We start from the raw sequence: 11,591 nt of genomic DNA, 5'->3' as shown, positions 1-11,591 counted from the left end.
TCCGAAATCACTTGAATGAAACAATGTCTTGGTTTCGATAGACCGCATAAGTTTTTTTTCGCATATCACTTATGAAAAAATCTTCTTAGCTCGCGCGCTAAATGTTCTTAGCTCTGTTGTTACAAACATGAAACGGTTTGAACGATAAAAATCGTCATTTTTTTGGCGAGAAGAAGCAGGGCCATTTTGAGATCAGGGAGAAGTACCCCATGCGCAGGTTCAACCCCATCACCAGTGCAATTCTGTTGGCCATGGCGTGCGCCAACGTTCAGGCGATGTCGCTCACCGAGGCTGTCCAGAGCGCCGTGGACTACCACCCGGAAATAAGCTCCAACCGCAACAGCAGGTTGTCAGCCGACGAGGACGTGAAATTTGCCCGTGGTGGGTACTATCCAACCGTGGACCTGGTAGCCGGGTACGGCAGACAGCGCTCGGACAACATCAATACCCGCGGCCTGAACGCTGACGGTACCCGCAACCACAACAAAGAAACCCTGAACTACACCCAGTCGGAGTTGCGCCTTCGGCAAATGATCTTCGATGGTTTCAACACAGCCAACGAAGTGGGCCGTACCGAGGCGGTGGCCACCTCCCGCGCCTACTACACTCAGGCCGTCGCACAAGATGTCGCCCTGCGCGCCATCGAGGTGTACCTGGAAGTGCTGAAGCGCCGAGAGTTGGTGACCCTGGCAAAGAACAACCTGCAGGCGCACCTGCGCGTCAGCGATCAGATAGGCCTGCGTAGCGAGCGGGGCGTAGGCAGCACCGCCGACCTTGACCAATCCCGCGCACGCCGGGCTCTGGCGGAAAACAACCTGGACACCGCCGAGGTCGACCTGGCCGATGCCGAGGCCAACTTCTACAGCGTGGTCGGCCGCCTGCCGGATGAGCTGGAAGGCCCGCAATCGGTCAAGGTGGAAATGCCTGGCACTCTGGACGAGGCGCGCGAAGGCATGCGCCAGAACAACCCCTACTTGAAATCTGCCCAGGCCGACGTCAATGCCGCCGAGCAGCAGTACGAAGTGGCCAAATCGCCTTTCTACCCACGGCTGGACGCGGTGCTGGCCACCGGCGCCAACAACAACCTCGGTGGCGAAAAAGGCCACAGCAACAACGACTGGCAGGCCGGCGTCGAACTCAGCTACAACCTGTTCCGCGGCGGCAGCGACAAGGCCCGCCTGCAGTCCGACGCGCACAAGATCAACCAGGCACTGGACATCCGCAACAACGCGCTGCGCGAGCTGACCGAAAACCTCAGCCTGGCCTGGAACGCCATGAACAACGCCCGTAAACAGACCCCTACCGCCCGCGAGTACGCAGAAACGACGCAACGTGTGCGCGCCGCCTATCAGGACCAGTTCGGCCTGGGCCAACGCACCCTGCTCGATGTGCTGGACAGCGAGAATGAGCTGTACAACGCCAACCGCCGTTACACCGAGGTGCGTTACACCGAGGAGTACTCGATGTATCGCGTGCTGGCGACCATGGGTGAGCTGTTGAGCAAACAGCGTATTTCACTGCCGCCGGAGGCCATCGCCAACAACGACGTACGCACCGAGGCCAGGTTGCCCGACATGCGTTGAGCCAGCCCCACGCAACTGGCACTCAGCACCGCGCCTCATCCCCCTTACACCGTGGCGGGAGTAGTTCATCGTGACCAGTATGCAAAGCGCACAACCGCGCCCCGATGTCGATGACCCCCTGCTCGATGGCCTGCTGATTCTGTGCCGCCTGCACGGTCGGCCGGCCAGCCGCGCCAGCCTGAGCAGTGGGCTGCCACTGCTCCAGCAACGCCTGGGTGCGGATTTGCTGCCACGCGCTGCGGCGCGTGCCGGTTTGCAAGGCCGTGTGCTGCAGCGTGAGCTGGCGGCCATTTCGCCGCTCAACCTGCCGGTGCTGCTGTTGCTCAACGACGGCCGCAGCGCCGTGCTGCAGCGCTGGGGCGAAGATGGCCGGGCGCTGATCCTGCCCTGCGAGGCTGAGGGCGGCGAACAATGGGTAGAGCGCGAGGCGCTGGAACAGGCCTACGCAGGTCACGCTTTGTTCGCACGACCCCGTCATACCCTGGAGGAAGTCCGCTCACCGCTGCTGCCGCGGGTGGAGGCCTGGTTCCGCGATACCTTGCGCCATTCCCGCTGGCTGTACGGCGATGCCCTGCTGGCCAGCCTGCTGATCAACCTGCTGGGCCTGATGGTGCCGCTGTTCGTGATGCAGACCTACGATCGCGTGGTACCCAACCAGGCACTTTCGACCTTATGGGTGCTGGTCGCTGGCCTGTTCATCGGCACCGCCTTCGAGCTGGTGCTGCGCATGGTCCGCGCCCACCTGCTGGACCAGGCCGGCAAGAAGACCGACCTGATCCTCTCCGCCGCCCTGTTCGAACGCATCACCGGCATGGCCATGAAAGCCAAACCTGCCAGCATCGGCGGCTTCGCCCAGAGCATCCATGACTTCCAGGGCCTGCGCGAATTCCTCACCGCAGTCACCCTGACCAGCATCATCGACCTGCCCTTCGTCGCCCTCATGCTACTGGTGATCGGCCTGCTGGGCGGCTGGCTGGTACTGATCCCACTGATCGCCTTCCCGCTGGCGGTGGGCTTTGCCCTGTTCATTCAGGCACGCCTGCGCGACACCGTGCAAAAAAGCCTCAGCCTCGGTGCGGTACGCCAGGCACTGCTGATCGAAACCCTCGGCGGCCTGGAAACCCTCAAGGCCTGCGGTGCCGAGAGCGAGCGCCAGTACCAGTGGGAACACACCAATGGCGCCATGGCCCGCCTCGACGCCCACGCCCGCAACCTGTCGTCGCTGGCCAGCAACGGCACGCTGTTCATCCAGCAGTTCTGCGGCATGGCCACCATCGTCGCCGGGGTGTACAGCATCATCGCTGGCAACCTCAGTGTCGGCGCCCTGGTCGCCAGCTACATGCTCGGTAGCCGGGTGCTGGCACCGCTCGGCCAGATTGCAGGGCTGATCACCCGCTATCAGCAAGCGCAACTGACGATGCGCAGCACCGATGCCCTGATGGCCCTGCCGCAAGAACGCCAGGCCGAACAGCAAGCCCTGGAGCACACCGCGCTCAAGGGCGGCCTGACCCTCAGCCATGTCAGCTTCCGCTACCCGGCACAGACCAGCCCGGCACTGCAGGATGTGAACGTGGCCATAAAGCCGGGTGAGCGGATTGGCATCATCGGCCGCAGCGGCTCGGGCAAAAGCACCCTGGGCCGCCTGCTGATGGGCTTCCATCACCCGGAAGAAGGCCAGGTATTGCTGGACAACCTCGACCTGCGCCAACTGGACATCGCCGACCTGCGCAGCCAGCTTGGCTACGTCGCCCATGACCTGCCGCTGCTGGCCGGCAGCCTGCGTGACAACCTGACCCTCGGTGCCCGCCACGTAAGCGATGCGCGCATGCTCGAAGTGGCCGAACTGACCGGCGTCAGCGAGCTGGCCCGCCAGCACCCGCAGGGTTTCGACCGCCCGGTGGGCGAACGTGGCCAATTGCTTTCCGGCGGGCAGCGCCAGGCCGTGCTGCTGGCCCGCGCGCTGTTGCTGGAGCCACCCATCCTGATCCTCGACGAACCTACCAGCCACATGGACAACAGCAGCGAAGAGCAACTGCGCCAGCGACTGCTGAACTGGGTGCCCGGCAAGACCCTGCTGCTGGTCACCCACCGCACCTCGATGCTTAGCCTGGTGGACCGGCTGCTGGTACTGGACAACGGCAAGATCGTCGCCGACGGGCCAAAGGATGCGGTTATCGATGCCCTGCGCAAGGGCCGCATCGGCGCAGCTCTCTAGGAGGTTTCCATGCCCATCGGCCACAGCGTGCGCAGTTCCCACAGCAGCGCCGACAAGCGCACCGAACACGACTACATGCCAGAGCTGGCCAGCGCCACCCTGCAAGATTCCCCGCGCCTGTCACGCCTGACCGTGTGGCTGGCAGCGGCGCTACTGCTCGCGGCCTTGACCTGGGCGAGCCTGGCAGTGCTCGACGAGGTAACCGTCGGCGAAGGCAAGGCGATCCCTTCGAGCAAGGTGCAGGTGGTGCAGAACCTGGAGGGCGGCATCGTCACTGAGATTTTCGTGCGCGAAGGCCAGATGGTGGACAAAGGCGCCACCCTGCTGCGCCTGGACGACACGCGGTTCAAGTCCAACAAAGGTGAAAGCGAGGCCGACCGCTATGCCCTGACCGCCCAGGTCGAGCGGCTGTCCGCCGAAGCCGAAGGGCGGCCCTTTGTGCTGTCCGAGGAGGTCCGCGCCAAGGCGCCCCAGGTAGCCGAGGACGAACTGTCGCTGTACGACTCGCGCCAGCGCCGCCTGGCCAGTGAAAAGCAGACCCTCAACGAGCAGTTGCGACAAAAGACCCAGGAATTGGCCGAGTTCCGTTCCAAGGTCGAACAGTACCGTTCGGCGGTAGGCCTGCTGCAGCAGGAACTGGACATGTCCGCGCCTCTGGTTAGCAAGGGTGCCATTTCACCGGTAGAAATCCTGCGCCTCAAGCAACGTACCGTGGAAGCGCGCGGCCAGCTCAACGCCACCAGCCTGGCCATCCCCCGCGCCGAGGCAGCCGTGGCCGAGATCAGGAGCAAGATCCAGGAATCGGACGCCAGCTTCCGCTCCGAGGCCGCCAAGGAGCTCAACGACAAACGCACGGAGCTATCGAAGATCACCGCCACCAGCATCGCCATCGACGACCGGGTCAACCGCACTACCGTGGTTTCGCCGGTGCATGGCATCGTCAAGATGCTCAAAGTCAACACAATTGGCGGGGTGGTGCAGCCAGGCAGCGACCTGGTGGAGATCGTGCCGATCGAGGACAACCTGCTGATCGAAGCCAAGGTGCGGCCACAGGACGTGGCATTCCTGCACCCGGGGCAGCCGGCGATGGTGAAGTTCAGTGCGTATGACTACACCATTTATGGCGGCATGAAGGCCAAGCTTGAGTTGATCGGTGCCGATACCGTGACCGATGACAAGGGCAATGCGTTTTACCTGATTCAGGTGCGCACCGAGAAGAACCACTTGGGCGGCGATAACAAGCCGCTGCTGATCATCCCCGGGATGGTGGCCACGGTGGATATCATCACCGGGCAGAAGAGTGTGCTGGATTATCTGCTCAAGCCGGTGCTCAAGGCACGGACCGAGGCGTTGCGGGAGCGGTGAAAGGCAGGCCGTTACCGGCCCGCACACAAAAAAAGAACTGATAGGCCCCGGCGCATCGCGATGCTGCGTTTGTTTCGGCGCCTTGCGCAAACGCTCACACAATGTTGAGTCGGACGTGCTCCATCGCTTGAGCTGGAGTCATGGGCGCAAGCGGCACCTCTCTATTCATCAGCTTTTGTGCGGCCAAACCAGCAAAGATGCGTGCCCGCTCGGTCAGCGCGAACTGGTTTGCCATGGCAACCTGTTGCGGCCCGGCGTGAGTTCTGGACAAATGAAGGCTCACTGCATTCGACGCGTCGCGTGATACACGCCCTAGTTGCATCAGACCCTTGTTCCCCACGTGCCCCAGCAACAGGTCAGTAGCAGGACTATTTTGTTTCAGAATGACCAGTAAAGGCGCCATACGAGGTGGCGTAGACGAGATTTCATTAACAAAACTGACCGAGGCCGGTGGATTTGAGCTCATTGCCGGGAGCGTGATGGCAGGGTTTTCTACGTCAGAGTTTTGTACGTCAATGGCTACCGACTTGCCCGGTATAAGTTTTTTGACCCATCTGAACATTCGGCCGGTAGGATCATCTCGATTGACCGGGTCCCCCTGCACGTAGGCGTATGCGTTCAAACCGCCCGCCGCAAAGGGACTCAATCGGTCCGCAGAAAAGAACCTCATCAGCGCGGTACTGTAGACCCTGTAACCATTCCCCAACAAATAGGCATGCTTCAACATACAAGACAGCTGGCCGTTGAATCCCAGTACGGTACTTTCAGTCAGCAATGCATCGTACCCATACGCTGTATAGCTGTGACGCTCTTTGCACAGCGGGTCCAGAATCAATAAAGGTGACCCCATGCCATCGGTGCCGATCAAGCGCGCGTTGGCGACACCGGTGGAACTCCCACTCACCTGCCCCACAACGAAACCCTGCCCCCGCATCAGGGAGTAGACGTGCTTGCCGGCCTTAACCGTAAAGGCTACACCCTGATTCTGATACCAGATTCTGATCATGATGGTTGCTCGGATGCCAAGTAAGAATGCCTCCCAGCATCACCGAACCCGATCGCCGCGCAAACTAGCAAAATTATCAGTTAAATTCCGAGTGCCGGTGTCAGCCCTCACCATGATTTCTCTGGAACGCCTCAGTCCCCATCGCCCTGACCTGCCTCTCGATCAACACCTCGAACGGACGCAACCGCGCCACCGTAATTTCGCCGGTAGGCGCATCTTCAAGCGGCTCAAGGCCAAGCTTGCAGGCGACGAAGGCCGGTACAGCCAACGACTGTTGCCACGTCAACCCGGCATTTTTGCCAGTAGCGATATGTAACGAGAGCCACCATGCTGAACGCTCAATCACCTGAAGGAGTAGGTCACATGCGCATTATCGCCGCAGTAGGTATCGCAACAGTGCTGGCAATGGGTAATGCATTTGCAGCAGATTGCCCGAAAGTTACAAGCATCACTCAATCTGCCGATGAACAAGACGGTATGGAAGGCATCGCTTACAGCGTAAAAAATAACGACGGTCAATGGGCTGGCTTCACCCCTAACGCGTCGGAGTCGGATCTCAGCGCATTTGAACTGAAGAACAAGAAAGATACAAAAACGTCGGTGATTTGCCGCTACGAGAGTGGGGATGAAGGCATCAGCCTGGCCTTGAAAAAGTAGACGGCCATTTTAAATGCCTAGTGTCCCGGACGCTTGATTCGTTTATCCACTCGATTTGCCTCACCAATGGTTCTTCGGCTTAGCGATTAACGAACCACCCCATTCGGGACACTGCTGTACGCAGATCGGCGAACCGGGACCTTGGAACCCGGCAGACCCGAAGTCCTCCCACGCACAGCCGCAATGGCACGAAGCTGCGGGCACACACAAAGCGCCTGCAATCGTGAGGAGAGAACGGCACTGACAGTGCAGGTGTCAGCCTTCACCGTGATTTCTTTGGAACGTCTCAGGCCCCATTGCCCTGATCTGCCCCTCGATCAACACTTCGAACGGGCGCAGCAACTCATCGAAACAGGCCGGCTGCTCCAGCACATTCAATGCCTGCACCACCGCCTCTATGGTCGACACCGCTCCCGGCTCCGGCGCCTTGCGCACGCGGTAGCGCGAGGGCGCCACCTGCGCCAGCGTCACCCTGGGCAACGCTTCGAGCAGCGGATTGAGGTACAAAAGCTTGCGAGCCTTGCGCCAGGTGCCATCAGGGACAATCAGCATGAGCGGCCTGTCGTCTGTATCGCCGTAGGCTGCAAGCACTTGGGCCTGCTCACCTGGGAACAACAGCACCGGCCGATACTCAGGTGCATCCAGCAAATCACCCAGGTCTTCAAACACCTCGCCGACGCGCAACTCGGCATTGACCAGGCCAAGGGCAGCCAGGCGTGCGGTATTCAGGGCGTGCGAGGTTTCACTGGGGTGCTGCAGCAGGACCACGCGGGTGCGGCTGTCGAGCGAGGGGATCAGTGGGCAAAGGCAGTGGTCGAGCGGGCGCAGGCAACGCTCGCAGCGGGGTCTGGACATCGGTTTCTCCTTACCGGGCGCAGTGTGCCACAGCCCTGAGGAAAAGCCCCACATCCTTGTGGGAGAGGCGATAAATCAGCGGTTGAAGCGCTCTGCCAGGCTGTGCAGATACTCGGCCATTCGCTCCAGGTCCTGGCTGATTTCAGCCCCCTGCTTGGCCTGCCCTGCCGTCTGGTCACACAGCTGGGCGATGCGCACGATCTGCTGGTTGATGTCTTCGGCCACGTGGCTCTGCTGCTCCGACGCCGTCGCCATCTGCTGGCTCATGCCGGTGATGCGGCTGACCGCCTGGGCAATCCCGGCCAGCGCCGACTGCACCGCCTCGACACTGTGCACGCTATCCCGCGAGATCTGCTCACCGCGGCTGGCAGTGCTTACCGCCCGCTCGGCGCCCGTGCGCAGGGAGGCAATGATCTGGTGGATTTCCTCGGTCGAGGTGCGCGTGCGCTGCGCCAGCGAGCGCACCTCATCGGCCACCACGGCAAAGCCCCTGCCCTGCTCACCCGCCCGCGCCGCCTCGATCGCGGCATTGAGCGCCAGCAAATTGGTCTGTTCGGCAATCGAGGTGATGGTGTCGACCACGCTGCCGATCGACTGGGTCTGCTCAGCCAGGGCATTGACCGCCTGGCCGATGTCGCTGACCGCCTCACTCATGCTGCCCATCGCCTTGAGGCTCTGCCGGGCCAGTTCGCTGCCCTGCTGCGCCAACTGATCGGCATCGCCCGCAGCATGCGCGGTGCTTTGCACGTTATGCGTCACTTCCTGAATGGTCGCCGCCATCTGCGCAATGGCGGTGGCCGACTGATCGGTCTCACTGCGCTGGCGATCGAGCATCTGCGCCTGGGCATCGGACAGGTCGGCTGACTGGGCTGCCCGCGACTTCACGCCGACGCCGGCGTCCACCAGGCGTGTCAGGGCGGTTTGCAGCCTCGCTTCCTCGCTGATGATCGCCAGGTCGAGCTGGCCGTGCAGGCCCGGGTTGTCACTGTACGTCAGCGCTACCAGCGGGCTGGTGAAGGCTTTGGGATGTTCGGCCAGTGTGCGGCGGATCGCCTGGTTATGCCGTTGTTCAATCAGGTACCAGGCCAACAGCATACTGGCCATCAGCACGCCCAGCGCTGCATAGGGCGGTAACCAGAGGTAGCCGGCGGCCGACAACAGGCCTGCGCCGATCAGCGGCCAGCCATCGCCAACGGCACGCCCCAGCCGCGCGGCCCAGGCTACAGCCGGGCGACCGGCGCGCAGACGCGCATACAGCCGTTCTGCGCGGCGGATCTGCTCACGGCTGGGCACCGAACGCACCGACTCGTAGCCGCTGATGCGGCCGTTTTCATAAATGGCGGTGACATAAGCACTCACCCAGTAGAAATCACCGTTCTTGGCGCGATTCTTCACCACGCCCATCCAGGGTTTGCCTTGTTTGATGGTGTCCCACATATGCCCGAAAACCGCCGGTGGCATGTCGGGGTGACGCACCAGGTTGTGGGTCTGGCCCACCAGCTCGTCGTAGGTGAACCCGCTGATGGCCACGAACGCGTCGTTGCAGTAAGTGATGCGGCTGTTCAGGTCGGTGGTAGAGATCAGCCGCTGGTCGCTGGAAAACGTTCTTTCATGCTCAGTGACGGGCAAATTCATGCGCATCTGGGCGGTCCTTGCTTGTATAGATGAAGGGGAAAATCATCAAAGCAAGTAGAGGTTTAGCAGAACGCCATCAGCCTAGTAGTCAGGTTTGTAGGAAATTTATTCATGCCGACGGAATGACCAAAACGTCCTGTTCATCAGCCAACATTGAGCTGGCTTTTGAGCAGGTCACGGAAGGTCTGAATCAAGGGTTCACGGCTGCGACCGCGGCGGACGATCAGCGAAAATGGCGCCTGATAGCCGAAAGTGGCCGGAGATAATACGCGCAGGTCGCCCTTGTCGACCCAAGCCTGGGCATAGTGCTCGGGCAGGTAGCCGATATAGGCACCTGACAGGATCAGAATGAGCTGCGCCTCCATGCTTTCGACGGTCGCCGCGCTGTGTTTGAAGCCATGCCGGGCCAACTCCGCCTGGCTCCAGTAACCGCGCCCGACCATGCGCTGCTGGGTCACCACCGGTTCGGGGATACGCCGCTCGGCGAACAACGGGTGGCGGCTGCTGCAGTACAACCAGTGCTGCTCGCGGTACAGCGGCTGGTAAACCAGGCCACTCATGCGCGAGGAGAACGCCCCGATGGCCAGGTCCAGGCGGTTGTCCTGCACGCCAAGCTGCAGCTCATAGGGGCTGGATACCGAAAGGTGCAGGTGCACCGCCGGGTGCTCCTGGCTGTAGGCTCCGATCGCTTCAGCCAACGGCAGCGCGCGGTCGCCCACGGTCGAGTCGATTACCCCGAGGTTGAGCGTACCGCGCAGCTCACCCTTGAGCGCTGCGGCGTATTGCTCGAAGCCATCGAGCTCCGCCAGCAGGCGCAAGGTCTCCTGATGGAACAGCTCGCCCTTGCTGGTCAGGCTGAAACCGCCACGCCCGCGGTGGCACAGCACGATGCCCAAGGCGCCTTCGAGCTGGCTCATGTAGGTACTGATGGCCGAGGTCGACAGGTTGAGATCGCGCTGGGCATTGGCGAAGCCTTGGTGGCGCACCACGCTGACAAAGATGCGCAGCAGTTTCAGGTCGGGCAAGGTCGAGGCCATGGTGCAACGGTTCCGCTGTGTCATTTGCGCGCAGTCTAACCGCTGCGATGGCGTTTAGTTCAGAAATTCCTGAAGTAAGTATTTGCCGGTAGCGATTTTTCCCACGCACTACCTTGAGCAGACTTGGCCGAAATGTCCCTGCCCGCCGGCATAACCACATTTCAAGGCGCGCGGCGGCACAGGTTCGAACAAACAAAACAATCGACCGACTGATGAGGCCCACCGTGGACAAAGTTCTCCATCAACCACTGGGCGGCAACGAAATGCCGCGTTTCGGCGGCATCGCCACCATGCTCCGTCTCCCCCACCTGCAAAGCGCCGAAGGCCTGGACGCCGCGTTCATCGGCGTGCCGCTGGACATCGGCACCTCGCTGCGCTCCGGCACCCGCTTCGGCCCACGGCAGATCCGCGCCGAATCGGTGATGATCCGCCCGTACAACATGGCCACCGGTGCCGCCCCGTTCGACTCGCTGTCGGTGGCCGACATCGGTGACGTGGCGATCAACACCTTCAACCTGCTCGACGCCGTGCGCATCATCGAAGAAGCCTACGACGAGATTGTCGAGCACAATGTCATCCCGATGACGCTGGGTGGCGACCACACCATCACCCTGCCGATCCTGCGCGCCCTGCACAAGAAGCACGGCAAGATCGGCCTGGTGCACATCGACGCCCACGCCGACGTCAACGATCACATGTTCGGTGAGAAAATCGCCCACGGCACCACCTTCCGCCGCGCGGTGGAAGAGGGCCTGCTCGATTGCGACCGCGTGGTCCAGATCGGCCTGCGCGCCCAGGGCTACACCGCCGACGACTTCAACTGGAGCCGCCGCCAGGGCTTTCGCGTGGTGCAGGCCGAAGAGTGCTGGCACAAGTCACTGGAACCGCTGATGGCCGAAGTGCGCGAAAAAGTCGGCGGCGGCCCGGTGTACCTGTCGTTCGACATCGACGGTATCGACCCGGCCTGGGCCCCGGGCACCGGCACCCCGGAAATCGGCGGCTTGACCACCATCCAGGCGATGGAGATCATTCGCGGCTGCCACGGCCTGGACCTGATCGGCTGTGACCTTGTCGAAGTCTCCCCGCCTTACGACACCACCGGCAACACCTCGCTGCTCGGTGCCAACCTGCTGTTCGAAATGCTCTGCGTGCTGCCCGGCGTCGTGCGCCGCTGAAACTTGCTGCACCCCGGCAGGAGCCATGAGGGAGGGCCACAGAGGCCCGCCAACACAAGACAA

General features: G+C 61.9%; 9 protein-coding genes and 1 pseudogene. 5 read left to right on the top strand and 5 right to left on the bottom strand.

Annotated features, from left to right (window positions below; genetic code table 11):
- Window positions 1-209: 209 nt before the first annotated feature.
- The 3 genes from IWW33_RS18130 to IWW33_RS18120 all read left to right on the top strand — a co-directional run bounded on the left by IWW33_RS18130 (window position 210) and on the right by IWW33_RS18120 (window position 5,163).
- Entirely contained in the window at window positions 210-1,583 is a 1,374-nt protein-coding gene (locus IWW33_RS18130) for a TolC family outer membrane protein (RefSeq protein ID WP_046788077.1), read from the top strand.
- A gap of 79 nt (window positions 1,584-1,662) precedes the next feature.
- On the top strand, window positions 1,663-3,798 hold the full coding sequence (locus tag IWW33_RS18125) for a type I secretion system permease/ATPase (protein ID WP_115274142.1): 2,136 nt from the start codon (window positions 1,663-1,665) through the stop codon (window positions 3,796-3,798).
- A 9-nt stretch (window positions 3,799-3,807) separates the two neighbouring features.
- Complete coding sequence (locus IWW33_RS18120; protein WP_174142435.1) at window positions 3,808-5,163, top strand: HlyD family type I secretion periplasmic adaptor subunit; 1,356 nt, start codon at window positions 3,808-3,810, stop codon at window positions 5,161-5,163.
- A 94-nt stretch (window positions 5,164-5,257) separates the two neighbouring features.
- Here IWW33_RS18120 and IWW33_RS18115 read toward each other — a convergent pair whose 3' ends face one another.
- Together IWW33_RS18115 and IWW33_RS26690 are read right to left on the bottom strand one after the other, a co-directional pair.
- Complete coding sequence (locus tag IWW33_RS18115; RefSeq protein ID WP_115274140.1) at window positions 5,258-6,169, bottom strand: RHS repeat-associated core domain-containing protein; 912 nt, start codon at window positions 6,167-6,169, stop codon at window positions 5,258-5,260.
- Between the two features lie 100 nt (window positions 6,170-6,269).
- A pseudogene (locus IWW33_RS26690) lies at window positions 6,270-6,359 on the bottom strand (DTW domain-containing protein); the annotation flags it as partial.
- Window positions 6,360-6,532: 173 nt separating this feature from the next.
- On the opposite strand from IWW33_RS26690, the gene IWW33_RS18110 reads away from it, so the two are divergent.
- Window positions 6,533-6,826 (top strand): hypothetical protein, encoded by a 294-nt coding sequence (locus IWW33_RS18110; RefSeq protein WP_115274139.1) that lies wholly within the window; start codon window positions 6,533-6,535, stop codon window positions 6,824-6,826.
- Between the two features lie 255 nt (window positions 6,827-7,081).
- Here the strand turns inward: IWW33_RS18110 and IWW33_RS18105 are convergent, their stop codons facing one another.
- The 3 genes from IWW33_RS18105 to IWW33_RS18095 form a co-directional block, all read right to left on the bottom strand.
- The gene (locus IWW33_RS18105; protein WP_115274137.1) at window positions 7,082-7,681 is read right to left on the bottom strand and encodes a DTW domain-containing protein; all 600 of its coding nucleotides are present in this window, start codon (window positions 7,679-7,681) and stop codon (window positions 7,082-7,084) included.
- 75 nt (window positions 7,682-7,756) lie between these two features.
- Window positions 7,757-9,322, bottom strand: coding sequence for a PAS domain-containing methyl-accepting chemotaxis protein (locus IWW33_RS18100; protein WP_115274136.1), 1,566 nt, complete (start codon window positions 9,320-9,322; stop codon window positions 7,757-7,759).
- A gap of 137 nt (window positions 9,323-9,459) precedes the next feature.
- Entirely contained in the window at window positions 9,460-10,353 is an 894-nt protein-coding gene (locus IWW33_RS18095) for a LysR family transcriptional regulator (protein WP_115274135.1), read from the bottom strand.
- A gap of 224 nt (window positions 10,354-10,577) precedes the next feature.
- Here IWW33_RS18095 and speB point away from each other — a divergent pair, with 224 nt between their 5' ends.
- Complete coding sequence (gene speB, locus IWW33_RS18090; RefSeq protein WP_012315641.1) at window positions 10,578-11,528, top strand: agmatinase; 951 nt, start codon at window positions 10,578-10,580, stop codon at window positions 11,526-11,528.
- Window positions 11,529-11,591 lie beyond the last annotated feature (63 nt).

The sequence above is a fragment of the Pseudomonas sp. M2 genome, from assembly GCF_015751845.1.
Lineage (GTDB): Bacteria > Pseudomonadota > Gammaproteobacteria > Pseudomonadales > Pseudomonadaceae > Aquipseudomonas > Aquipseudomonas putida_E.
This window is presented reverse-complemented; position numbering and strand designations above follow the sequence as displayed.

What these genes read in the sequence shown, in the direction of transcription:
- IWW33_RS18130 (WP_046788077.1), top strand. Translation starts at nt 210, where the DNA reads ATGCGCAGGTTCAACCCCATCACCAGTGCAATTCTGTTGGCCATGGCG.
- IWW33_RS18115 (WP_115274140.1), bottom strand. Translation starts at nt 6,169, where the DNA reads ATGATCAGAATCTGGTATCAGAATCAGGGTGTAGCCTTTACGGTTAAG.
- IWW33_RS18100 (WP_115274136.1), bottom strand. Translation starts at nt 9,322, where the DNA reads ATGCGCATGAATTTGCCCGTCACTGAGCATGAAAGAACGTTTTCCAGC.
- IWW33_RS18120 (WP_174142435.1), top strand. Translation starts at nt 3,808, where the DNA reads ATGCCCATCGGCCACAGCGTGCGCAGTTCCCACAGCAGCGCCGACAAG.
- IWW33_RS18125 (WP_115274142.1), top strand. Translation starts at nt 1,663, where the DNA reads ATGCAAAGCGCACAACCGCGCCCCGATGTCGATGACCCCCTGCTCGAT.
- IWW33_RS18105 (WP_115274137.1), bottom strand. Translation starts at nt 7,681, where the DNA reads ATGTCCAGACCCCGCTGCGAGCGTTGCCTGCGCCCGCTCGACCACTGC.
- IWW33_RS18110 (WP_115274139.1), top strand. Translation starts at nt 6,533, where the DNA reads ATGCGCATTATCGCCGCAGTAGGTATCGCAACAGTGCTGGCAATGGGT.
- IWW33_RS18095 (WP_115274135.1), bottom strand. Translation starts at nt 10,353, where the DNA reads ATGGCCTCGACCTTGCCCGACCTGAAACTGCTGCGCATCTTTGTCAGC.